This window comes from Pseudoalteromonas sp. NC201, from assembly GCF_002850255.1.
GTDB lineage: Bacteria > Pseudomonadota > Gammaproteobacteria > Enterobacterales > Alteromonadaceae > Pseudoalteromonas.
The window spans coordinates 293220-316954 of sequence record NZ_CP022522.1 but is presented as its reverse complement, the minus strand read 5'-3'; the positions used below and the strand labels follow the sequence as shown (position 1 = coordinate 316954).

Here is a 23735-nt window from a genome sequence, read left to right as displayed (position 1 = left end):
TTAAAAATTTCTCATTTGGAACTAAAAACGCCCACTTGGGGCGTTTAATCTGAAGTTTGGATAAAGATTCACTCAGCCGTTTTCCAAAGCCAACTTACTGAAACACAACATTTTCACTGCCAGCAGCCGCTTTAAAGCGCGCTATCAGCTTTTCACAGTCCTGTAAGATCTCCGCTTCTAGGCGCTCTTCAGCACGCCAACGCTGGCTATCCATTTTGAAAATCTCTTTTTTAGAATACTTCTTACGCGCGTCATGAGTTGGCATTTCTTTGACTTCATCATACATCTGATAAACACCAGGATAACTCTGTTGTAAGTCAACTTCCTCGTCAAAGCTATATTGCGAGATGAGTACCCAAACTCGTAAACACCCTTCAGAATATTCACATTGTTTTTCCTTCATCGCACGCGCGATCAAGTTAACGCTATCCGCAATTTTTCCATTGCGCTGCTGCCGTGACTTTTCAAGCTCAGCAGCCTTTTGCTCGCGATGTTTGGCAATCTGCTCTTTTTGTACCTTCAGCTGCCATAGTAATTTACCCGCGTAAAACGCCAGTCCAGCAATAATCAGGGCGCCAATAATGATTGCGATGATCCATGCAGTATTCATTACTTATCATCTTCCTCAAAGTCGTCGTCTAACCATTCATTTGCTAGATCATTACTCATAAACTGATCCATTGGATCATCTTCTAGCATATCGCCTTCTTCAAACTCATCATCAATTCCTAAGATCTCACATAGCTCCTGATGACGTGCAATGCCGCGATTGAAGTATTTCGCATCTTTACCTGTTAGCAGTTCACCGCGCTCATGGCGTTCAAGTAGCGCCATCAAGCGTTCATCATTTTCTAACTGCTCAAGTTCTTGCTCTGGAGTTAACGTCTCAACCGCTGTAGTTAACTTAACTTGCGGCTGTAGATGACGCTTCATCTCTGGTTGTGTATTCGACTTAGTCGGTTGTGGCTCTGCAACCAAAGAAATGGGCTTTTTGCTACCAACACGCGGATCTTTATTGGTCGTCGTGTTTGATTGCTCTTTCACTAGGATCTCTGGTGCATTTCTAGAACCCGGCTTTTTACCTTTGGTTTTTTTGCTACGCTGCTCTTTGAGTGCACGTAACGCTTGTAGCTTTTCTTTACTCAGCCTTGGTGTTCCATTGGCTGCAACTTTACGTGTCTTTTTCTTTCTGGTCATAATTGGTTATCCAAAATTCTCGCGTTAACTACGCTTGGTGAGAATGATGACATCATTCCCAATAAATTCTAATTCACAATCCTGCTGCGCGGCAAAATACGCAAAGCTTTCCCGACTAAAAAATGAAATATGCGTCAGGTCATTTTTATAGTGCCAATTCGCAAAGCGTGCTTTATCAATGACGAGCTTGGTCATCAAGGCTAGCGGCTTTCCCACTTTTAAGCATGCTAACAATTGCGTTAATACTTTTGCAGGTTCTGCTAAATGTTCCACCACTTCTGTACTGACGATAAAGTCGTACTGACGAGTCAGTACACTGGCATCATTAGCATAGTACAGGTCAAACAAAGCAACTTGATGCCCAGCTTCTTCAAGCATTTTCGCAAGCAGCGGTCCTGGCCCACAGCCAAAATCTAAGCCTTGGCTTGGTATCACCAAACGTGCCAACAGTGGATCCGCCACTCGTGCTAGAAAGCGACGATAGCCTTCATCAGCCAGATCGTTTTCATGGCTATCATAAATGGCCTTTTCTTGAGCTGGTGTTAATCTCGACTTGGGATCAACCATCACCAACTGGCAGGTTTGACATTGCCAGTACAGTCGATACTTGTCTTGATGGTAGGCTTCAAGCTGATTACCTTGGCACAGGCCACAACTGAATAGAGTTGAATCTTGCAATGGTCAACAGTGATTGCTTAATAAGGCGGCTATTGTATCAGGTATAATAGAGGCAACCAAATAAAAAGGCGGCAGAGATCACTCTCTACCGCCTACTAATCTGAGCGTCACAACTGGACACTTCTCCCTTCGACTTTTAAGTCTTATTATTATTCTTTTTATTTTATTGTCGTCCGTATTGTTTTTATTTTAGACTTCCGTGACACTTTCCATATTGTTTTTATTATGAGACTTCCGTGATTTTCTTATTCTCGGTCTTCCTGACGCTTTCTTGATAGTCCTTCGTATCCAACTAGATACATAACTTTGCCACCTACGCTTCCGTATCGAATTGTCCCTTTTTTTGTATTGCTTGGCGACAACGAATAATCTACGCTCCTGAGCTTGAGTTACAACTGTTTAATAACAAATTTCTTACCTTAATTTTTTTAATTAAACAGAAAAAAGATGAATTACATAAACTTACACTGAACAACAGCTTAAAAATAAGCTAAAACTCACATGTTGCACGAGCAAATATCTCACATTAAAAGTGAGATATGTCTCACAACTTCAACAACAAAAAAAGGCAGCCTATGCTGCCCTTTTTTCAATAGTAGGAGTTTACACTGAGAGAGGTAAACTCACTATACGACTTTAGTGTAGACCACCTAAGTACTTAGATAATACTTCGATGTCTTTATCCGTAAGCTTCTTCGCGATATCACGCATCATACCATTCATGTCATTGTTGCGAGTGCCATCACGGAACTTCTCAAGCTGTGATTTGATGTACTCAGGGTGCTGGAATGACACTTTCGGGAACTTAGCTAAAGAAGTACCATTACCACGAGGACCGTGACACGCAGCACAAGCTGGAATACCACGCTCAGCATCACCCGCTTTGTATAGCTTTTGACCTAAAGCAACAACATCTTCAGGCGTTGAACCCGCAGACATAGGTAAAGAAGAGAAATATACAGCTAAATCTTTCATATCTTGATCTGACAGCGGCATAGCCATACCACTCATCACAGGATCCATACGCCCTTCTTTACCACCAGACGTCATACCTAGCTTAAACTCTTGTAGCTGCTTATAGATATAATCTGCATGCTGACCTGCGATTTTAGGATACATAGTCACAGGGGCATTGCCATCTGGACCGTGACATGCTGCACACGTTGCAGACTTTGCTTTACCTGCTTCCGCGTCACCATCGAATGCCGATGCGTTGCTTGCTGACAACGTACCAAGCAACATTGTTAAAGTTAATGCTATTTTTTTCATGGTAAATTCTCTGTTTCCGACCCTGTAATTTGTACCCTCGCGAACAAAGTCGCTCTCTTTATTGCTCGGGCAAATAATACCAATCAGTACTAATTAGGTTGTTATGTTAATCAGATGAATCATACATGCAAACTTAGCAAATATAACGCCAAACAGCACCGATCCATCTAAATACGCCTTGCTCAGTAGTGACTACTGATAGGTATACACTTTAGATTGACATTGCAATTTCTACATTCTACACGATATTACTTTCTCTGGCACGTTTTCTGCCCATATTAAGCTTATAATTTATAGGGACTTGACCTAGATTAATTAATATTGGGACGACGGTTTGGTCAATTAGCGACAAAAGCGGCGTTTAGAACAAATCTCACAATGCTTTTGGTTTCCGTCATACTGTTATAAAATACGCAATTCCATCCGCGAAAGTTTAATCAGTTAGGAGTCAGCGTGCTAAAATCTCGCGTTAAATACAATCAGGCACAATTTATCACAAGTGCCCCAGATATCAGTAAACTGCCACCAGACACTGGAATTGAAGTTGCTTTTGCGGGTCGTTCTAACGCTGGTAAGTCGAGCGCGCTCAATACGCTTACAGACCAAAAGCTGGCACGCACCAGTAAAACACCTGGCCGGACTCAGCTTATTAATACTTTTTCTCTAGGTGAAGATCAGCGTTTGATTGATTTACCTGGCTATGGCTTTGCGAAAGTCCCATTAGAGATGAAAAAGAAATGGCAAAAAGCATTAGGTGAATATTTACAACGCCGCAAATGTCTTAAAGGGATTGTGGTATTAATGGATATTCGTCACCCTCTTAAAGACCTCGATATGGATCTCATCAACTGGGCGACTGGCAGCAATATACCGGTATTAGCGTTGTTGACCAAAGCCGATAAGCTAAAACAAGGTAAGCGCAAAGCAGAAGTACTACAAGTACGTCGAGCGCTAGCTGAAATAGACGGTGATATCACCGTTCACGCGTTTTCTTCTTTGAAAGGTATCGGATTGAACGAATTGGCGTGGAAACTGGATGATTGGTACTTAGGTCCGTTTGTGAAAGAAGCTCAAGAAGAAGCGAGCGAATAATCAAACGTAGGGCGCGCTTAGCTAAGATAAAAGCGCGTCTTTGCCGACATCAGATAAAGACCTTTTTCATCTTCCTCGAGCAATTCAGCCCACTGATAATAGACATTTCGTGAAATTCTAGCGGTTAAACCATAATTGAGTGTGAGAAATGGAATATCTCCTCCATTAACATGCTCAAGGGCTAGTGGAAACACATCACAAATGGGCCACTCACGGCCTAAATTATCTATCGCGATAATACAAGGTGATAACTCCAAAGCCGATGCTTCATCACAATAACGCCATTGCTCGATAATAAAAGGATGAGCAAGCACCTCAATCTCACAACTTTCTGCTGGTGTTTTTAACCAATACTGTTGACCATCAAAGGTTAAAACACTAGCAAACAAGGCAACAAGTGATTGCCGTTTAATTTCACGCCCTTGATGAAACCAACGACCATCCGCAGCAATTTTTATGTCAGAAAAACCGCACGACGGCGCCGACCAATTTTCGGTCGGCGCATGAGTCGTAACATACTGTTTGACTAACGAATCAATTTTGTTCATCAAAAACCAAGTTGAAGCTAACAGGCACACTAGTCGCGATAGTCTTCAGACCCGCAATTTCTCGTAGCGCTTCAATTCCTTTATCTAACCCAAACTGCTTAGAATCGAGAATAAATGCATTTACCGGTGTAACCACCAAGCCATTAGCACTTTTCGTTATCAATAAGTCTAGGCTGATCTTTTGGATCTGACCATGCAGTGTCAATGTTGCTGTTACATCATTGATTTTTTGTGTACCAGCTTTAAGTTTAGCAAGCACTTCAGAAACATCAGCGTTAACTTTCGCCTTTGGGTGTTGCGCTACATTGAACAGCATCTTTTGCATGCGTTCATTACGGATCGGGATCATCGTTTCAACGCTTGCCAAGTCAATATTAACCTCAAGCTCGCCTTTAGCAGATAATGTACTATCTATCGTTTTAAAATGATGTACTTCTGCAACGCTAGTCTGTTTCACAGACACAAAACTAACATCGCTTTGTTGTTGATTAAATTGCCAAGCTGCGAACGCCTGAGAAGAAATAAGTGCACTACCTAAAAGAAGGTACTTTAGCATGACGACTTCCTTATGAAATGAGAGTGAATTGCATTTGAGCGCTCAGTGTAAAACGCAGTGCAAATTAAATAAACCTTTAATCATAAACTCGTCGTTATGTTGGAATACTTTTACGCCCATCGTATTCACTTTATAGCGAGAAAATAGCCTTAGTAGCCAAGCAAAAACGTTGTGATTTAGCTACCCTAAACGATCAATTTTTAACGAAGTTAATAGGGGTTTCATATGCACATTGATTGGGGAGTTACATCAATTGCTATCATCTTTGATAAGAGAAGAAAAAGACGGCCCGTAAAAGTTACGAGCCGCTATAGCAATCTGGGGAGAAGCTATCAATACACTGTATCCTCTTTCGAGAGATACATCATCAACAGGATGTCCTACAGGATGAGGACGGCGCGAACTCTAACAAATAGACGTCCAGAAATAAACACCAAAAAGCAAAACTTGAGCCAATTTGATAAACTTTCAACGTTAATTTGTTTTTTGTTACTAGGGATTAACAGGAGCTACAAAATTAAGACGCTATGCTGCTAGTGTATACTTGCCAACAAAGATGAATGAAGTTGCACTAGTCTAATCGAATAGTGCAACTCGGGTAGATTTTAATATCAACTAGTGTGCTTGTTCCCAGTTGTCACCACTGTCGGCTTCAACTAGTAACGGTACATCAAGTGCTGCCGCAGCGCTCATCAACTCACAGATCTTTTCACTGTATTCAGCAACTTTATCGCTGTGTACTTCAAACACCAATTCATCGTGCACTTGCATGAGCAACTGGATATCATTGCTATCACAGCTTTGTAGCCATTCATCCACTTTAATCATCGCTTTTTTGATGATGTCCGCCGCAGTGCCTTGCATCGGTGCGTTGATGGCTGCACGTTCTGCTGCTTTTCTGCGAGCGCCATTACGCGCATTGATATCCGGTAGATACAAGCGGCGACCGAATAGAGTTTCTACATACCCTTTATCAACAGCCTCTTCACGCGTACGCTCCATATACTCTAATACACCAGGGAAGCGTTCAAAGTACATATCCATATAGTGTTGCGCTTCATTTCTTGGAATATCTAACTGACGTGACAGACCAAAGGCACTCATGCCATAGATCAGACCAAAGTTAACCGCTTTGGCTTTGCGGCGCATATCAGAAGTCACTTCCTCAAGCGGCACGGAAAACACTTCAGACGCTGTTGCGCTGTGTACATCTTTACCTTCAGCAAAGGCACTCAACAACCCTTTGTCTTGTGACAAATGTGCCATGATCCTAAGCTCGATTTGGCTGTAATCCGCCGCGACGATTTGTTTATTATTGTCGGCAACAAATGCCTGACGAATACGACGTCCCGCTTCATTACGGATCGGAATATTTTGCAAGTTAGGATCGCTTGAGCTTAGACGGCCCGTTGCGGTAACGGCTTGATGATAAGAAGTGTGCACACGACCGGTATCCGCATTAACCAATTTTGGTAATTTGTCGGTATAGGTTGATTTCAGCTTAGCTAAGCCACGGTGCTCAATAATAAGTTTTGGCAGAGGATAATCATGCGCCAACTCTTGTAGCACTTCTTCGGCCGTTGAAGGCGCGCCTTTTGGCGTTTTCTTAATCACTGGTAGCTCAAGTTTGTCGAACAATATCGCTTGTAGTTGCTTTGTTGAACTCAGGTTGAACTCCTCACCTGCAATTTCAAAAGCTTGTTGTTCAAGCTCACCTAAGCGCTTTTCAATCTCGATACTTTGCTTCGCTAGCATATCGCCATCGATATGCACACCAGTGCGTTCAATGCGAGAAAGTACGCTCAGCAGCGGTAATTCAATCTCTGTAAATACCTGCTTAAGGCGATTTTCTTTCTCTATTAACGGCCAGAGGTGTTGATGCAATCTCAGCGTAATGTCTGCATCTTCCGCTGCATAAGGTGCCGCCTTTTCTAGCTCAATTTGGTTAAAGGTCAGTTGGTTTTTACCTTTGCCTGCGATGTCTTCAAAGCTAATGGTTTTATGGCCTAAATATTTTAGCGCCAAGGAGTCCATATCGTGGCGAGTTCCTACGCTGTTAAATACGTAAGACTCCAACATGGTATCAAAAGCGATCCCCTGCAGTTCAAGCCCTGCACGAGCAAGCACACTTTGATCATATTTTAAATTTTGACCCACTTTTTTGATCTGAGGATCTGCAAGTAGTGGTGCCATGATCTCAAACACTGTGTCTTGAGAAAGCTGCTCAGGAGCTCCCACATAATCGTGATTGATTGGTAAGTAAGCCGCTTCGCCCGGTGCAACCGCAAAGCTCATTCCAACTAGATCCGCCTGCATATAGTTAACGCTGGTGGTTTCAGTATCAAAAGCGATGAGCTGGGCTGCTTTTAACTTAGTTACCCAGTCATCAAGCTGTGCTCTTGTCAAAATGGTCTCGTACTGGGTGTCGACCTGCGCCGCCGCAGGCGCCGACCCTTCAGCCTCCACATCAACGATATCAGCTTGTGACTGACCATCCAGCAATTCAGCTAACCAACGCTTAAATTCACACTGACCATATAGCTCGATTAAGCGATCTTTATCCATCTCAGCTATCTTAAATTGCTCTAAGTCTTGCTCTACTTCACAATCCAGCTTAATGGTGGCTAATTCATACGACAGTTTTAGCTGCGCTTGGTGTTCCTCTAGTTTTTTCGCCATGGTTTTTGAGCCACGAAAACCTAAATCAGCAATTTTGTCTAAGTTTTCGTAAAGCGAATCAATAGAGCCTAATCCCCGCAGCATCGCCAATGCCGTTTTTTCACCAACGCCAGGTACGCCCGGAATATTATCGACCTTATCTCCCATTAACGCGAGATAGTCGATGATCAACTCAGGACCAATACCAAACTTATCCACTACCCCTTTCGGGTCTAAGATCGTATTCGTCATTGTGTTGATCAACGTGACATGTTCATTAACCAATTGCGCCATATCCTTATCACCAGTGCTGATTAGCACATGGCGACTTTGCTCTGACGCTATTTTAGAGAATGTACCAATCACGTCATCGGCCTCGACACCACTTATACTTACCAGTGGCAGGCCCATTGCTTTAATTATTTCGTGGATCGGCTCGATTTGCGTTCTCAGATCATCCGGCATAGGCGGACGATGCGCTTTATACTCGCTATACATTTCGTTGCGGAAAGTTGGCCCTTTAGCGTCAAAGACTACTACCATATGACTTGGTTGATATTGCTTAAGCAAACTCTTAAGCATATTGATCACACCGTAGATCGCACCAGTTGCTTCACCTTTTGAATTTGTTAAATGTGGTGGCGCATGATAAGCACGAAATAAATAGGAAGAACCATCAACCAAGATCAACGGATTTTGAGGGATCTGAGACATAAATATTGGATCCTAAATTAGTCTTTTGTGGAGTAGAATGTAAGGATGCCACAAGGCACAAGATAAAACGAGTTTCGCGTTATCTCATCATTAGATAAATCGTGCTGCACCTGTGGATAACTTTGTAGACAAACACGAAAAATCGCTCCGAAACTTTGTTTTAAAAGTCAGAGTGCAAATTAAAACTTTGATTTACTTGCGCTTTTTGTGCCTTTTTTATTGTTATTATCTTTACCGCTTTGTGGATAAAGAATTTTTTTAGTCACGCTTAACAATCTGGGTGAGTAAAAAATAGCCTGATTTTCTCAAGCGGAGGAGTATACTAACACAATTGATCAAAGATCATAGAAGATCCTTTATAATTTTTTAATTCGTGCATAATTCTTTTTATGCATATAGCGCGCATGATGTGACATTGAAGGGAGAAATGAATGAAAAAAGTAGCGGTAATTTTAAGTGGCTGTGGTGTATTCGACGGTGCCGAGATCCACGAGTCAGTATTAACACTACTCAATCTTGAAAAAGCAGGGGCAAGCTATCAGTGCTTTGCACCTAATATTGATCAATTCCATGTGATCAATCACATCACCGGTGAAGAACAAGATGAACGTCGTAATGTTCTTGTTGAAGCCGCCCGCATTGCACGCGGAGAAATTGCAGATCTGGAAACATTAAGTGCTGACGAATTCGATGCTTTGGTATTACCAGGAGGTTTTGGTGTAGCAAAGAACCTTTCCGATTTTGCTTTTAAAGGAGCAGACTCTACGATTCTTGAAAGCGTAAAGCGCGTATGTCGTGAGTTCAATCATCAGCAAAAGCCTATTGCTTATTTATGTATTGCACCAGCACTCATCGCCCATATCCATACACCAGGTACACTCGCAACCATAGGTAATGATGTTGATACCGCAGCGGCAGTTAATACGCTTGGTGCAAAGCACGTGGATTGTGAAGTGACCGAGATCGTCGTTGATGACAATGAAAAAGTGATTAGTACACCGGCATACATGCTGGCGTCATCCATTCTTGAAGCCGCGACAGGTATCGAAAAGGCGGTGACTAAACTAATCGAAATGGCATAAAAGCGATCGCTTCTCCTACCCATTCGTAATAGTAAAGGAAAACGTTAGAGCCGATCGACTCACATTTCGGCCTAACGTTATTGCAAATTTAGGCGAAAAAGCTTGCCCTAACGCAATAAATTAATGGTTTTAACCATTTATACTCAAGTTTACGTTTTATAAATGAACAGGTGACGTTATAATCCCAATAATTCCGTCATCCATTATCGTGATTGAACACGTTCAAACGAAGTGAGCAAGGTAAATGAAAAAACTTTCAGCAGCACTTTTATTGCTATCAACAGCCGCAGTTGCGCAACCATACGACAATTCTTTAACTGAAGAAGCGATTAAGAAACGTCTTCAGCCTATCGGCTCAGTATATTTAGCTGGTGCTGAAAGTGCTGCAGAAGCCGAGCCATCAGGACCTCGTTCAGGTGAGCAGGTTTATCAAGCAGCATGTTTTGCTTGTCACGGCACAGGCGCACTAGGTGCACCAAAAACAGCTGACGATTGGGCGCCTCGCATTGCCAAAGGTAAAGACGTATTACTAGACCATGCGATCAATGGCTTCAATGCAATGCCTCCTCGTGGTACTTGTATGAACTGCTCGGATGATGAGATTGCAGCGGCAATTGATTTCATGACAAGCAAATAAATATTTCAACTTCTCTATATTAGGGTAAAAAGACTTATTGGACAGTGCAGCGTTTATCGCTGCATTTTCGTCTCAATATAGTGCCATAAAAGCCATGATTAACCCTAGCTTGATATCGCTCTATAAAGCGAGCAGGAATGAGAAATTTACACTTGACCGCTTCGGCTAAAAGTGAAACTATTAAGCTCAATAATTAAACAACAATAAGAACTGGTTTCGTCATTGGAAGAGCCACAACAGCAGGTTAGGAGACTATCTCGGCGAACCGCCAGATTAGAGTCTTTACTTAAAAAGTATAAAAGAAAGTCTCAACTTCAATACACACTAATTCAGTTATCAGAACAGGCTAGTACTGTTGCTGAGCTTACCTTGTTGTATCCCGCAATCCACAATATTCTGTCTCAATATTTACCTAGCAAAAGCTTTTATGTTGTCCTGCAAAATCGCTTTACTCAAGCGCTTGAGCTATCGTATTTTGTTGATGAGAAAGATGGTATTTCTGTCCCTCTTCATGAAGCACATCACTTCAAAGATGGTGTAACTGGGTTTGTATTTAAAACCGGTGAAACTGTTTACCTCACCAAAGACGACATGCTATCGCGAGCCAATGCTGGCGATTTTAAGATAATGGGTAGTCAAGCAGAGCATTGGGTAGGTGTACCTATCTATCGCGATGGCGCAATTATTGGCGTTATGGTGTCGCAAAGCTACGAAGCGGAACAATCCTACAGCGATCATCAAGTTGAATTGCTTGAAGTGATGTCATTATATTTGGCCACAGCGATTGAACGCGTTAAAAAGCGTGAGTTACTAGAGTCTGAAGTGAAAATTCGCACGCGGGCACTAATGCAAAGTAATGAAGCACTTAATAAAGAAATAGAAAACCGCAAGCGTGCGCTAGAAAGACAGCAAATCTTATTCAAGATCTCTGAATTAGCAACCCAGTTCTCCGATATTGACGATGTTTACCAACAAGTTCACGACATTATTCGTTCTATTACTTTTGCCGACAATCTTTATATTGCACTTTACGATAAAGAGACGAATTGGCTCACCTTCCCGTATAGCGTTGATGAAAAAACCAGTTACAACCCTCGTCCATTTGCAAAAGGGTATAGTGAGCTGGTCATTCGTACTGAGCAAAGCCAATTGATAGATAGTACCCGTGCCAAAGCCTTAGCACTAGAGGGCACGGTAGAGCGCCCTGCAGGCTATAACCACAAGCTTGCTGCAACGAGTTGGCTTGGTGCACCATTAAAAACGGCTACTGGCGTCATCGGTCTGATCGCATGCCAAGCTTACGAGCACAAACACGAATTTAATTATGATGATGTTGAGCTGATCTCGTTTGTATCTAATCAGATTGCCTCTGTACTACAAACGCACCTAGCGAACCAAGCACTTAAGATCAGTCACCAGCAGTTAGAACATCGAGTTGCGGAGAAGACCAAAGAGCTACAGCAAGCCAATTTACATCTACAAATGCAGATGGAAGAGCGCAAAAAGATTGAGCAACAGCTTTATCATGATGCCCATCATGATTCACTCACGGGTCTACCAAACCGTAGTTTGTTTTTAACTCAGCTCGAAAAGACGCTGCAAAAACATCATCGTTACCCCGAAGATAACTTTGCCGTTCTCTTTATCGATTTAGATAAGTTTAAAGACATAAATGATGAATTAGGTCACCAAGCAGGTGATCAGTTTTTGGTGTGGGTGGCTCAGTCGTTTTTAGAGTGTATTCGTGAACACGATTTATTAGCACGACTTGCCGGTGATGAGTTCGTGATCTTACTTGATCACCTAACCGATCGTCAGCAAGCGGAAGATGTCGCCAAGCGTATTATCAAAGTCATGCAGCAACCTTTCTGCTTGAAAGGAGTATGCATGCAAAGTGGTGCCAGCATAGGTATCACCTATAGTAATAAGCTGTATCGTAACACCGATGAAATTATCAGAGATGCCGATGCGGCAATGTACTATGCCAAAAACGCTGGCCGTGGTCGCTATGAATTTTATCATCCATTACTTACCGCAAGCTCAAACGCTCAGAAGCAACAAGAACAGCATCACTTAGATAAGCTCCCTACTCACTTCCGCTGCACGGAAATCGTAAACTGGTCAGATAGCGCCCAGCCAATTGGCTTTTTGGAAGCCTTTGGCGAACATCCAGTATTAGGCAGCACCAGTTTTGATATTCTGAAAAAGTTTGCCGCAGAAAAATCTCAGCTGCTTGAAATTGAATTGCATCTACTAAACAAAGCGCAAGAAATAGCACGTAACCGCGATGAAGATATGCTATTTGGTTGTTCTGCAATGTTACTAGAAAGTACACATTTTGACGCGTTAAAGCAGCAGCTACAACGGCAAGACAAAACACTTTGTTTACTCTTCGAAGAGAGCGAAATTCGCTTTGCTTCTAGTCAGCAAGTATTAAATCTCAGAGCCTTGGCCGATATGGGGATCCCTATCGGACTGAATAATTTTGGTAAAGATCGCTGCGATCTAACCCTGATCAGCCAAGTTGACTTTACCTATGTCTTATTAAGCTCGACGTTTAGTAAACGCGTCTTACAACAAACGAGTTATGAGGTTCAATTGCAAGGTATTTTAGCCGTTACTAAAGTGAAGAATATTAAGGTCATCGCCCGAGGTCCTGCGATTTTAAACTTTAGAAGCTTACTGGAAAAGCATGGCTTGCAGCTATTTTTTGGCAAACAGCAAATGTTGGATAAGGGCAACGAACGTGTAGCCTTTATCCAAAATTTTGATAACGAATCAGTCCCGTCTTAGCATTGCCCGTAAATTCGCAACGTTAGATTTACCTTTTTCCATTCGTTCTGCCTGTGTCGCTACAGGCTTTTTCCCTTCAATTTGTAAATCATCTTGCGGCAATTCTTGTACAAAGCGACTCAGCTCTGGGGTGATTTGCTCACCAAATTGACGACGACTTTTGGTATAAGTCAATGTTAGGGTTTGCTGAGCGCGAGTTATACCAACATAGGCCAAACGCCTTTCCTCTTCGACATTATCTTCGTCAATACTCGTTTGGTGGGGTAGTAACCCTTCTTCCATCCCCACCATAAATACGTGTGGATATTCAAGACCTTTGGACGCATGCAGCGTTAATAACTGTACTGCATCTGAGTCATCTTCCTCTTCATTGCGCTCAAGCATATCTCTTAATGTGAGTTTGCTTACCACTTCTGGCAGTGTCATGGCGGGGTTATCAGCATCTCCCGTGAGCATATCACTTATCCAACGGTATAGTTCTGATACGTTTTTCATCCGCATTTCCGCCGCTTTAGCGCTGGGAGATGACTCGTAAAGATACGCTTCGTAATTAATTTCACGGATCATATCTTTTACCGCTTCCAAGGTATCTCCGCGGGTTGCTCGGTCGGAAAGCTCAACCACCCAGCGCGCAAATCCCATCAATGCATTTAAGCCACGACCCGCCAAACGGTCCGCAAGCTCTGACTCAAAACACGCCGCAAATAGACTAATATGACGCTCGTTGGCAAAGCTTCCTAGCTTTTCTAATGTTACCGGACCAATCTCGCGTCGTGGGGTATTGACGATACGTAAAAATGCGTTGTCATCATCTTGATTCACTAAGAACCGCAAATAAGCCATGATGTCTTTGATTTCACTGCGTGCAAAGAACGACATACCGCCACTAATTTTGTATGGAATACGGTTGGTCATGAGTGCTTTTTCAAACACTCTAGCTTGGTGATTTCCACGATAGAGCAATGCATAGTCGCGATAGCTGGTACGTTTCATAAACTTGTGTGAAATGATCTCGGCGACCACACGCTCCGCTTCATGTTCTTCATCACGAGTCGCTATCACACGGATCGGATCGCCATACCCCAGTTCACTAAACAGCTGTTTATCAAATTCATGGGGATTGTTGGCGATAAGGATATTCGCAGCCTTTAGGATCCGCCCTGCGCTACGATAGTTTTGCTCCAACTTGATAAGTCTTAGGCCTGGAAAGTCTTTGCTCAGTAGCACTAAGTTTTGCGGTTTAGCGCCACGCCATGAATAGATAGACTGATCATCGTCACCAACCACAGTAAAACGTGCGCGCTCACCTACCAGCAATTTCACTAACTGGTACTGGCTGGTATTGGTATCTTGATACTCATCCACCAGCAAATAGCGGAAACGTTGCTGCCAGCGCTCTCTCACATCAACTGACTGATTCAAAAGCAAAGTTGGGATCATAATAAGATCGTCAAAGTCTAGGGCATTGTAAGCACGCAGCTGTGTTTGATAACGCGCATAAAGCTGAGCGAATAGCGCTTTTTGCGGCTCTCGCGCTTCTCGAATAGCACGCTCAGGCAAAATAAGCTCGTTCTTCCAGTTACCAATCTGCATTTTCAGCAAATTGAGTAAGTCTTTATCACGCTCAAGCTCTTTTTCAGTGAGTTCACTTAACAACTGATTCGTGTCTTGATCATCAAACAAGGAAAAGCCAGGTTTATACCCTAAGGTCTTGACCTCTTTTTTAATGATTTCCAGCCCTAATGTATGGAATGTCGACACCCACAAACCCTTAGCTTCTTGCTTGCCCAAAGTTTGTGCCACACGTTCACGCATTTCTTTCGCCGCTTTGTTGGTAAAGGTGACCGCTGCGATATTCTTTGCTTTGTATTCACACTGCTGCACTAGGTAGGCAATTTTATTGGTAATAACCCGGGTTTTACCTGAGCCCGCACCTGCCAATACAAGGCATGGACCACTGATATATTTTACCGCTTCGTCTTGTTTTGGGTTGAGCTTCATGCAACTAATCCGGTTATCTTCTCGCTTGGCACAATGTTGGCTACAACTGTCAGTGCTGAGGGGTTGAGGAATTCTTATAAACAGGCCCTAGTTTATCGTATCCATGTAAAACTATGAAGCGAACCTTTTCCGTCTGCGGCGCATAAGGTAAGATGGACTTTGTATACTGACTCGCAAGCTAAGGTAAGAAGATGATTAATCCAGCCAAAATTGAAGAAATTGCTAAGCAAATTTCCAGTAACATGCCACAGGGCGTAAAAAATCTTGCTGAAACATTTGAAGCAAGAACGAAACAGGCGATCCAGAGCAAATTATCAGAAATGGATTTTGTTAGCAGAGAAGAGTTTGATATTCAAAGCAAAGTGCTGATCCGCACGCGTGAAAAATTGGTTGAACTTGAAGAAAAAGTGGCGCAGTTAGAAGCACAACTTGCCAGCCAAGCATCCGACTCGCAGAAATAAGCAACCACAGCTTCGGATAGTAAAGCGTGCGCTTGTGGCGCACGCAATCTCTAAACTCTGTTGACCCTAGCAATAGCGCTGGTTCACACCAAGCAGAGACTTTTCATAGCAAAGCGACAGTTGCTCCATATTTTCTACGGCGTTCACCACCTCATTTAAGAGGCCATCAGCAAGGCCATAAACCCACCCGTGTACCGTCAAAGCTTGACCTCGCTGCCAAGCATCTTGAACGATATTGCTCTGACACACGTTACGCACCTGTTCTATCACATTTAACTCGCAAAGCGCCGCACACTGCTTTTCTTTGCTCACTTGTTCAATAATCGCTTGGTGTTTCTCTTTCACATCAGCGACATGACGCAGCCAGTTATCGATAAGGCCAAACTTAGCATTATCGAGCACCGCTTGCACTCCACCGCAACCGTAGTGACCGACCACCATAATGTGATCTACTTTGAGCACCTCAACCGCATACTGCATGACCGACAAACAGTTGTGATCAGTATGCACCACGACATTGGCAACATTGCGGTGAACAAACAATTCTCCAGGCATTAAGTCAACAATCTCGTTGGCAGGCACACGAGAGTCAGAGCAGCCGATCCATAGATAATCTGGATTCTGTTGTTGCGACAGTTTTTTGAAAAACTCAGGATCACTGGCATTGGTGCGATCTGCCCACTGTTTATTATTATCGAGTAAGTGACTCAGTGGACTTGGGCTCGTATTACACATTAATGGTTCTCCGACTGACGTTCAGCCTGTATCAAAATATTCCTTGGGGTGAGCGACTTTTCGCAAAAAGTACTAAGGGTGACATCATACCCAGCTGCTTGCAGATATAAAACCCTATCCAGGACCAACCAGATCTCAATCGCACGACGAAACACGTGTCGTACTAGCTCAATTCTGTCCGTTACTTGCTTTCGTTCACGCCCAATACGTTCATATTGGTCAAAATCAATTCCGTCAGGTAGGACGAGCTGCTTCTGCTCAGCTGCCCAATAACAGAATTCACTAAACGACCCCGAAAAAATAGCCTTATTGACCGAAGGCACACTCACGTAATGTTTATCTGCGGTAAGTTCTCTGCGCAGCGCATCAAACCCTAAGCGCCAACTCACCTCTTTTTTACGTACTTGTGCCACTCTCCCGGGTGCTGTAACTGTCTCTTGCAGCGCTAACTTCATATCGTGATGAGATAAGTTGAGCTGACTCTGCTGTGCTTCAACACTCATGGCTTGATAATCAGGTGGTGTAAATAAGTGATAGCAGCATGGAGAGAGCGATAGCTTTTTCATGCCATTCGCCACTGCTTGGTGCATAAATACACGATGTAATTCACCACATGCATGCAGGGCAATACCATGGCGGTTTTCAACGAAGTGGTGATGTATGTCATCTTTCAACACGTCGGCACAATGAAAATGCAAGTTTAGATTTTGCCGCTTCGCACTTTCCTCTCCTTGTCGACACAGATCCGCTTGAAGCTCAATACTGTTCACTTCAGGCGCGCCATGATAAGAAAGCAATCGGCCTAAATGACCTTTACCTGCGCACCACTCTAGTACCGATGCTTTAGTTTCGTTTACTGCGGCAACAAAGTCTTGAAGTTGCTCTAATTTACGTCCCTTTATGCCATTGCTCAGCCAAAACGGTAACTCATCTCTACGGCCCACTTTTTGCGGTAAAGCACTTAAGACCGTAAGTTGTTCAAGTTCGGGAATATAGCGACTAAAAAAAGTATAAAGGGCATCAGTGTCACTGTCTAATGTTGATACTGCATCGTCGCTTAATCGCAGTAATTCAGATTGTAGTTGTGGCCAAGGAATAGTGAGATGCTCAAAAGCAACGACTTGCCAATATTGTCGGGTATCGAATAATAATTTATCTAGAAGTTGAAAGCGTTTGCTCGGTTCCACAATGGCCACGGTTGTCAGGGAAACAATACCCTTATTCTAGCGTAATTGTTGATGATATTTACGAGAAAAAATTAAGTGGATATACATTGGAATACAAACCAATGTCAAAATCGCTGCAATAATCAACACCCAAGATAACTTAGGTTGTTCATTCTTCACTTCTGAATAAATAAAGCGCGCTTTGTGTTCATGAAACTGACTCACATCTAAGTGATATAGCTGTGCTATCCATTGCCATTTTGCCGTTGACATTGTTCCAATTGGAATATTAGCCACCTTTATGAACTCCCTTAACTTCTCTGCCTCAAATGCGAGCTGTTCCAAGGATTTTTGGGTAGCGTATTGCTGCTTCGTTATCGCTAAGGTTTCTTCTAGATGTAACATAGCGTATCGCCAACCTTTAAGGCTCGCACGACGAAAGCGTTTAACAAGCTCAGGGCGGTTTTCTAGTACGCTTTCCGTAGTAAAGAGCACGTCAGCATAAACGTTTAAGCCAAACTGCTTTGGGCAAATTTCACGGGTTGATAGACCGCTTTGCTGTACTGCATAGGGCTCATTGGTGCTATAAACTTGCATCGCATCAAATTTACCAGCGATAAAGTCTTTCAGTGGCTCATTGCCTGAATACAAGCGCATATTTTGTGTATTGACGCCGGCACGTTGCAACATCATGAGCAACTCACCGTTTTCTGTGTGTCCTAAATGACTGAGGCGTTTCCCCTGAAAATCACGAGGAACATAAATATCACTGTCGGCTCTTACCATCCAACAATAAGGAGAAGACTGTAGTATCGCAGCAAGCGCCACAAAGGGTTTACCATTGAGTCTTTGTTTTAAGAGGCCTGAGTGAAACACACCAAACTGAGCTTGACCATATAACACACGAAAATCAACGTTAGGATTATTGGGATCGGCAGGAAGAATATGAACGTCTAACCCTTCCCTATGATAAAACCCTTTTTCCTTTGCCATATAGTAACCAGCAAACTGAAATTGATGTGTCCACTTTAACTGTAATGTGACTTTTTCAAGGGCTGCAATTTGAGTGCTCAAAAATAAAAGTAATAACGCAACATAGTACCTAAACATCATATCCTTGCGTTTTTCAACTGATAATAGCTAACTATAGTTTACAGTGCTCAGGCTGCCATTAAGATTGGATAAGTATTGAATATAACAGTAAGCTAAGTGCTACTTTAGCTGACTAGGGCTCAAAGCAGTTGTACTTTACAATTCTCTATATGTGTACCTAGTATGTTCTTAAGGTGATGATAGATCTGCTCTTGGCTGCCTTTACACATAATGTCATAGCCATTACCATTATTCTTCTCGATGATCCCAAGATAATTCTCATCGATAGCGACAGACTCAACTTGTGCTATTGGCATCATAGTTTTATTTTCCCCGTAGATGAGTATTAACTTCTCGCCCTCTTTTAATAACATCTGCTCTGGGCGTCTGTTGGTATCAAAATCGCCTCGGAATACGACCGATATCATTGTTATTACAAGCGCAATTGGCAAGAAAAGTGTGTGCTCGATCAGGTCTGGCCAAAGCGCGCTCACACCAAAATATAAGCCCGCAAACAATACAAGCCTTGCAACTAACGTGATGAAGATGTCCTTATTTGTTCTTTTTCTAATCATGTAATTCACTGATAAAATTAGATACTTTCATGACCAGCGTACCTAACTCAGTACTTATTATCCAGCCTTTTGCTTTGTTAACTGCTCGCCATGCAAAAAGCGTGTAAAACACGGGTTATTTGTTTCTTCTTGAAATTGATACGCTAACTTTGCAAGATGTTCATCAAAACGCTCATAATCACTGGGCTCAACTTCAAAAGCGGCTAACACATTACCCTGTGCCGCACCGTGATTGCGATAATGAAATAAAGTAATATTCCAATTACAGCCGAGCATGTCTAAAAAGCGCGCTAATGCGCCTGGATATTCAGGAAATTCAAACCGCAATAAACGCTCATTCATGACGCTTGGTGGTTTACCACCCACCATATATCTCACATGTAACTTTGCCAGTTCGTTATCTGATAAGTCGTCAAACAGATAGCCATTTTGATGCAACGAGGCGGTTAACTCAGTTAGTTCTTGCTGGCCATTTCTAAGCCCGACACCAACAAAAATTTGCGCTTCGCCACAGCCGGCATAGCGATAGTTAAACTCAGTGATCGCTCGGCCACCAAGAGAGTGACAAAAACGCTTAAAGCTGCCTTTTTCTTCAGGAATAGTCACCCCGAGCAATGCTTCATGTTTAGCACCTAGCGCCGTTCTTTCGGCGATATACCTCAACCGATCGAAGTTTAAATTAGCGCCTGACAAGATAGCCGCAACACTCAGCCCCTTTTCGCCCGTTTGCGCGAGCCACTTCTTCAAGCCCGCAGTTGATAACGCGCCGGAAGGCTCTGCAGTTGCTCTCGTCTCCACAAAAATATCTTGAACCGCCGCACAAATTTCATCGGCATTAACCGTCACGACTTCGTCGCAGAACTTTTGTGCTAATCGAAAAGTTTCTGTACCAATAAGCTTTACCGCCACGCCGTCCGCAAAGCCACCGACTCGCTCAAGCTCCACGGGCTCTCCCGCTTCAAGCGCGGCTTTAAGGCATGCACTGTCCTCAGCTTCTACCCCAATAATACGGATATCAGGGCGAAGTGACTTCAAATACACCGCCATTCCCGCAAGCAAACCACCACCTCCTACAGGAATAAATACGACATCTAGTTCATCAAGTTGCTGAATTAACTCTCGCGCCACCGTACCTTGGCCGATGATCACATCTTTATCATCAAACGGCGGGACAAAAACACCACTTTGCGCTGCACAAAGATCTAGCGCGTACTGCTTTGCCGCATCGAAGTGATGGCCGTGTAAGATCACTTCACCACCGAGTTTACGAACCGCGTTGACCTTGATCTCTGGCGTAGTCACAGGCATTACAATGGTGGCGTGCTGACCTAGATGCGTTGCACTTAGTGCAACCCCTTGAGCATGATTACCCGCAGAAGCAGTATACACCTGCGCTCCTTTCGGCAACTGACGTAGCTTGTTATACGCACCACGCAATTTGAAAGAATAGACCGGCTGTTGATCTTCTCTTTTTAGCCAAATTTGGTTACCAAGCTGGGCGGACATTTGCTCTAATTGATTCACTTGCGTTACCTCAACGAGCGGTGCCACATTCGCCTGAATAATGGCTCTAAAGTAATCAAGCTCTTGGGAAACCATCGCTAGCCTAACTCCTCTAGTTTTTGTAAGTCACGTACCGCGCCTTTGTCGGCACTCGTTGCTAACAGTGCATAGGCTTTTAGTGCGGGACTCACATAACGTTCTCTGTTAACTGGTTTGTACGCTTCTTTACCACGAGCGAGTTGCTTTTCATGGCGCAGCGCCAACTCGGTGTCGTCCAGTTTAACGTCAATACTGCGATTATAGATGTCGATGGCGACAACATCGCCGTTTTCAACCAGCGCCAAATTGCCACCACTGGCAGCTTCTGGAGACGCATGACCAATAGAAAGTCCAGAAGTACCGCCAGAAAAACGACCATCGGTAAGTAAAGCGCAGTCTTTATCTAGCCCCATCGATTTAAGATAGCTAGTTGGATACAGCATTTCTTGCATACCCGGACCACCTTTAGGCCCTTCGTAGCGAATGATCACTACATCACCTTTCTTAACTTGGCCACCCAGTATTCCCTCGACGGCATCGTCTTGAGATTCAAATACTACAGCGGGCCCCGTAAAGCGCAGCATTTCATCGGCCACCCCGGCACTTTTCACGATACAACCATCAGGCGCTAAGTTACCTTTTAATACTGCAAGGCCGCCATCTTGCCTAAAGGCATGCTCGATAGAGCGAATACAGCCGCCTTCACGGTCTAAATCAAGCTCATCCCAGCGATACTCTTGGCTCATAGCTTGGGTAGTGCGGATCCCAGCAGGCCCCGCGCGATAGAAAGTTTGTGCCCGTTCATTATCACTGTCTGCAGCATTCCAACGCGCAATAACTTCACCTAGATTTCCGCCAGCAACGTGCCCCACCGACAAGTCCAATTTATCGCCTCTGGCCAGCTCGTTGAGAATGGCCATAATGCCGCCAGCACGGTGAACGTCTTCAATGTGATACTGTTGTGTTGCCGGAGCAACTTTACACAAAAAGGGTGTGCTACGAGATAAGCGGTCTATGTCATTCATATCAAAATCGACAAAGCCTTCTTGCGCAGCCGCCAATAAATGCAGCACGGTATTGGATGAACCGCCCATCGCGATATCTAATGTCATGGCGTTCATAAATGCGGCTTGGTTAGCAATGTTGCGTGGCAGCACTTGCTCGTTGTCTTTACCATAGTACTCATCACATAAAGCCATGATGCGATTTGCTGCGCCCAAATAAAGCTGTTGGCGGTCTTTGTGTGTCGCTAATGTCGTACCATTACCAGGTAACGCTAAGCCCAGCGCTTCTAAAAGACAGTTCATGGAGTTGGCAGTAAACATGCCTGAACACGAACCACAAGTAGGACAAGCAGAGCGCTCAACTTGCTCAGAGTCTTCATCACTCACCGTCGGATCTGCGCCTTTTACCATGGCATCGACAAGATCCAATTTTAGATCGATATCCGCTAAACGAGTTTTTCCCGCTTCCATCGGGCCGCCGGAAACAAAGATCACCGGAATATTCAACCGCAGTGCCGCAAGTAGCATACCAGGGGTGATCTTGTCGCAGTTAGAAATACAGACCATAGCATCGGCACAATGAGCGTTAACCATGTACTCTACCGAATCTGCAATTAAGTCTCGAGACGGAAGCGAGTAAAGCATGCCGCCGTGACCCATGGCGATACCATCATCAATAGCAATGGTATTAAATTCGCGAGGTACGCCGCCAGCTTCTGTTATCGCATCAGCCATCAATGCGCTAAGTTGATTGAGGTGAACATGACCCGGAACAAATTGGGTATATGAATTCACGACCGCAACGATCGGTTTATGGAAATCACTGTCCGTCATTCCCGTTGCTCGCCACAATGCACGAGCTCCCGCGCGTTGTCTGCCCTCAGTAGTTGTCTTGCTCCGTAATTTAGCCATGTTTCACCTTTTTCTCGGCTATGCCGAGTTCCTCATTCCCACAATTTACAATGCGCTTTTGTTCGGGCCGTTTGACCCCGATACCAATAAAATTATTCGTTTACGTACTCTAACCAGCCATTTTCGTCATCAGCTTGACCTTTAACCAAAGCGAAATAGGCCTGCTGTAACTCTTCCGTAATTGGACCTCTACCACCATTACCAACCGTAATTTTATCTACGCTGCGAACAGGTACTACTTCCGCTGCGGTACCAACCATAAAGAACTCATCAGCAAGATAAAGCGCTTCGCGAGCGATCGGCTCTTCACGTACTTCATAACCGCGTTTTTTCGCCAAATGGATGATAGTGTCACGCGTAAGACCTGGTAGAATACAAGCTGTGGTAGGCGGGGTGTAAAGCACGCCTTTTTTCACAACAAATAAGTTCTCACCAGCACCTTCGCTCAGATAACCATTAACATCAAGCGCGATCCCTTCAACATAACCATTACGCTTCGCCTCACCTGAAATAAGCTGTGAAGATAAATAGTTACCACCCGCTTTAGCCGCTGTAGGCATGGTGTTTGGTGCAAGGCGGCTCCAAGAAGAAACACACACATCAACACCTTGCGCTAAGCCTTCTTCACCAAGGTACGCACCCCATTCCATCGCAGCGACTGTCATATCTGCACGGTGCGATTTCGGATTTAAACCAAGGCCGACATGACCTAAAAATGCAAATGGACGAAGGTAAGCATTGGTAAAGTCATTTGCACGGATTGTCTCTTTACATGCCGCAATTACTTCCTCTTGGGTAAAAGGAATTTCCATACGGTAGATCTTCGCGGAATCAAAGAGGCGCTGAATATGATCGGTTAAGCGGAAAACAGCTGGACCATTTGGCGTATCGTAAGCACGGATCCCTTCAAAAACTGAGCTGCCATAATGTAAAGCATGACTAAGCACATGGGTGGTCGCTTGAAAATAAGGAACCATTTCACCGTTATGCCAAATTACTTCTGATGTTTGTGTCATTGTTAAC

20 protein-coding genes are annotated in these 23735 nt (G+C 43.8%); 5 read left to right on the top strand and 15 right to left on the bottom strand.

Annotated elements, in window-relative coordinates:
- Positions 1–94: 94 nt before the first annotated feature.
- The 4 genes from PNC201_RS01330 to PNC201_RS01315 all read right to left on the bottom strand — a co-directional run bounded on the left by PNC201_RS01330 (position 95) and on the right by PNC201_RS01315 (position 3144).
- Positions 95–610, bottom strand: a complete 516-nt coding sequence (locus PNC201_RS01330) for a DUF2489 domain-containing protein (protein WP_010376294.1) — start codon at positions 608–610, stop codon at positions 95–97.
- A complete protein-coding gene (gene yihI / locus PNC201_RS01325; RefSeq protein WP_010607784.1) occupies positions 610–1197 on the bottom strand; it encodes a Der GTPase-activating protein YihI in 588 nt (195 codons plus the stop codon). The genes PNC201_RS01330 and yihI overlap by 1 nt, the downstream gene beginning before the upstream one ends.
- A gap of 24 nt (positions 1198–1221) precedes the next feature.
- Entirely contained in the window at positions 1222–1875 is a 654-nt protein-coding gene (locus PNC201_RS01320; protein WP_102055924.1) for a class I SAM-dependent methyltransferase, read from the bottom strand.
- A gap of 636 nt (positions 1876–2511) precedes the next feature.
- Positions 2512–3144 (bottom strand): c-type cytochrome, encoded by a 633-nt coding sequence (locus PNC201_RS01315; RefSeq protein ID WP_010607782.1) that lies wholly within the window; start codon positions 3142–3144, stop codon positions 2512–2514.
- A gap of 453 nt (positions 3145–3597) precedes the next feature.
- Here PNC201_RS01315 and yihA point away from each other — a divergent pair, with 453 nt between their 5' ends.
- Complete coding sequence (gene yihA, locus PNC201_RS01310; RefSeq protein ID WP_010607781.1) at positions 3598–4236, top strand: ribosome biogenesis GTP-binding protein YihA/YsxC; 639 nt, start codon at positions 3598–3600, stop codon at positions 4234–4236.
- Between the two features lie 17 nt (positions 4237–4253).
- Here the strand turns inward: yihA and PNC201_RS01305 are convergent, their stop codons facing one another.
- From PNC201_RS01305 to polA, 3 genes are all read right to left on the bottom strand, one after another.
- Complete coding sequence (locus tag PNC201_RS01305) at positions 4254–4784, bottom strand: DUF1285 domain-containing protein (RefSeq protein ID WP_102055923.1); 531 nt, start codon at positions 4782–4784, stop codon at positions 4254–4256.
- A complete protein-coding gene (locus PNC201_RS01300) occupies positions 4771–5340 on the bottom strand; it encodes a YceI family protein (protein ID WP_102055922.1) in 570 nt (189 codons plus the stop codon). Before PNC201_RS01300 ends, PNC201_RS01305 begins: the two co-directional genes overlap by 14 nt.
- Positions 5341–5955: 615 nt before the next feature.
- On the bottom strand, positions 5956–8712 hold the full coding sequence (gene polA, locus PNC201_RS01295) for a DNA polymerase I (RefSeq protein WP_102055921.1): 2757 nt from the start codon (positions 8710–8712) through the stop codon (positions 5956–5958).
- A 431-nt stretch (positions 8713–9143) separates the two neighbouring features.
- Here polA and elbB point away from each other — a divergent pair, with 431 nt between their 5' ends.
- From elbB to PNC201_RS01280, 3 genes are all read left to right on the top strand, one after another.
- Positions 9144–9794, top strand: coding sequence for an isoprenoid biosynthesis glyoxalase ElbB (gene elbB / locus PNC201_RS01290; RefSeq protein WP_039494621.1), 651 nt, complete (start codon positions 9144–9146; stop codon positions 9792–9794).
- A 244-nt stretch (positions 9795–10038) separates the two neighbouring features.
- A complete protein-coding gene (locus tag PNC201_RS01285) occupies positions 10039–10431 on the top strand; it encodes a c-type cytochrome (protein ID WP_010607776.1) in 393 nt (130 codons plus the stop codon).
- A 222-nt stretch (positions 10432–10653) separates the two neighbouring features.
- Positions 10654–13224 (top strand): sensor domain-containing diguanylate cyclase, encoded by a 2571-nt coding sequence (locus tag PNC201_RS01280; RefSeq protein WP_102055920.1) that lies wholly within the window; start codon positions 10654–10656, stop codon positions 13222–13224.
- Here PNC201_RS01280 and rep read toward each other — a convergent pair.
- On the bottom strand, positions 13210–15225 hold the full coding sequence (gene rep, locus PNC201_RS01275; RefSeq protein ID WP_010607774.1) for a DNA helicase Rep: 2016 nt from the start codon (positions 15223–15225) through the stop codon (positions 13210–13212). The two genes, PNC201_RS01280 and rep, sit on opposite strands and share 15 nt — an antisense overlap.
- A 191-nt stretch (positions 15226–15416) precedes the next feature.
- Here rep and ubiK point away from each other — a divergent pair, with 191 nt between their 5' ends.
- Positions 15417–15686: a ubiquinone biosynthesis accessory factor UbiK gene (gene ubiK, locus PNC201_RS01270; protein ID WP_010607773.1), complete on the top strand. Its 270-nt coding sequence runs from the start codon at positions 15417–15419 to the stop codon at positions 15684–15686.
- A 66-nt stretch (positions 15687–15752) separates the two neighbouring features.
- Here the strand turns inward: ubiK and can are convergent, their stop codons facing one another.
- From can to PNC201_RS01235, 7 genes are all read right to left on the bottom strand, one after another.
- Entirely contained in the window at positions 15753–16421 is a 669-nt protein-coding gene (gene can, locus PNC201_RS01265; protein WP_010607772.1) for a carbonate dehydratase, read from the bottom strand.
- Positions 16421–17617 carry a methyltransferase gene (locus tag PNC201_RS01260; protein WP_102055919.1) on the bottom strand — a complete coding sequence of 399 codons (1197 nt, stop codon included), beginning with the start codon at positions 17615–17617 and terminating at the stop codon, positions 16421–16423. The genes can and PNC201_RS01260 overlap by 1 nt, the downstream gene beginning before the upstream one ends.
- A gap of 27 nt (positions 17618–17644) precedes the next feature.
- Entirely contained in the window at positions 17645–18697 is a 1053-nt protein-coding gene (locus PNC201_RS01255) for an ABC transporter substrate-binding protein (RefSeq protein ID WP_102055918.1), read from the bottom strand.
- Positions 18698–18819: 122 nt separating this feature from the next.
- Positions 18820–19254: a hypothetical protein gene (locus PNC201_RS01250; RefSeq protein ID WP_102055917.1), complete on the bottom strand. Its 435-nt coding sequence runs from the start codon at positions 19252–19254 to the stop codon at positions 18820–18822.
- Between the two features lie 57 nt (positions 19255–19311).
- On the bottom strand, positions 19312–20853 hold the full coding sequence (ilvA, locus tag PNC201_RS01245; RefSeq protein WP_102055916.1) for a threonine ammonia-lyase, biosynthetic: 1542 nt from the start codon (positions 20851–20853) through the stop codon (positions 19312–19314).
- Between the two features lie 2 nt (positions 20854–20855).
- Positions 20856–22712, bottom strand: a complete 1857-nt coding sequence (gene ilvD / locus PNC201_RS01240) for a dihydroxy-acid dehydratase (protein ID WP_102055915.1) — start codon at positions 22710–22712, stop codon at positions 20856–20858.
- A 92-nt stretch (positions 22713–22804) separates the two neighbouring features.
- Positions 22805–23728, bottom strand: a complete 924-nt coding sequence (locus PNC201_RS01235; RefSeq protein ID WP_102055914.1) for a branched-chain amino acid transaminase — start codon at positions 23726–23728, stop codon at positions 22805–22807.
- Positions 23729–23735 lie beyond the last annotated feature (7 nt).

Bases quoted from the DNA above. Each gene is read 5' to 3' on its own strand.
- PNC201_RS01330 (WP_010376294.1), bottom strand. From the start codon at position 610: ATGAATACTGCATGGATCATCGCAATCATTATTGGCGCCCTGATTATT.
- yihI (WP_010607784.1), bottom strand. From the start codon at position 1,197: ATGACCAGAAAGAAAAAGACACGTAAAGTTGCAGCCAATGGAACACCA.
- PNC201_RS01315 (WP_010607782.1), bottom strand. From the start codon at position 3,144: ATGAAAAAAATAGCATTAACTTTAACAATGTTGCTTGGTACGTTGTCA.
- PNC201_RS01305 (WP_102055923.1), bottom strand. From the start codon at position 4,784: ATGAACAAAATTGATTCGTTAGTCAAACAGTATGTTACGACTCATGCG.
- PNC201_RS01300 (WP_102055922.1), bottom strand. From the start codon at position 5,340: ATGCTAAAGTACCTTCTTTTAGGTAGTGCACTTATTTCTTCTCAGGCG.
- polA (WP_102055921.1), bottom strand. From the start codon at position 8,712: ATGTCTCAGATCCCTCAAAATCCGTTGATCTTGGTTGATGGTTCTTCC.
- elbB (WP_039494621.1), top strand. From the start codon at position 9,144: ATGAAAAAAGTAGCGGTAATTTTAAGTGGCTGTGGTGTATTCGACGGT.
- PNC201_RS01285 (WP_010607776.1), top strand. From the start codon at position 10,039: ATGAAAAAACTTTCAGCAGCACTTTTATTGCTATCAACAGCCGCAGTT.
- rep (WP_010607774.1), bottom strand. From the start codon at position 15,225: ATGAAGCTCAACCCAAAACAAGACGAAGCGGTAAAATATATCAGTGGT.
- ubiK (WP_010607773.1), top strand. From the start codon at position 15,417: ATGATTAATCCAGCCAAAATTGAAGAAATTGCTAAGCAAATTTCCAGT.
- can (WP_010607772.1), bottom strand. From the start codon at position 16,421: ATGTGTAATACGAGCCCAAGTCCACTGAGTCACTTACTCGATAATAAT.
- PNC201_RS01255 (WP_102055918.1), bottom strand. From the start codon at position 18,697: ATGTTTAGGTACTATGTTGCGTTATTACTTTTATTTTTGAGCACTCAA.
- PNC201_RS01250 (WP_102055917.1), bottom strand. From the start codon at position 19,254: ATGATTAGAAAAAGAACAAATAAGGACATCTTCATCACGTTAGTTGCA.
- ilvA (WP_102055916.1), bottom strand. From the start codon at position 20,853: ATGGTTTCCCAAGAGCTTGATTACTTTAGAGCCATTATTCAGGCGAAT.
- ilvD (WP_102055915.1), bottom strand. From the start codon at position 22,712: ATGGCTAAATTACGGAGCAAGACAACTACTGAGGGCAGACAACGCGCG.
- PNC201_RS01235 (WP_102055914.1), bottom strand. From the start codon at position 23,728: ATGACACAAACATCAGAAGTAATTTGGCATAACGGTGAAATGGTTCCT.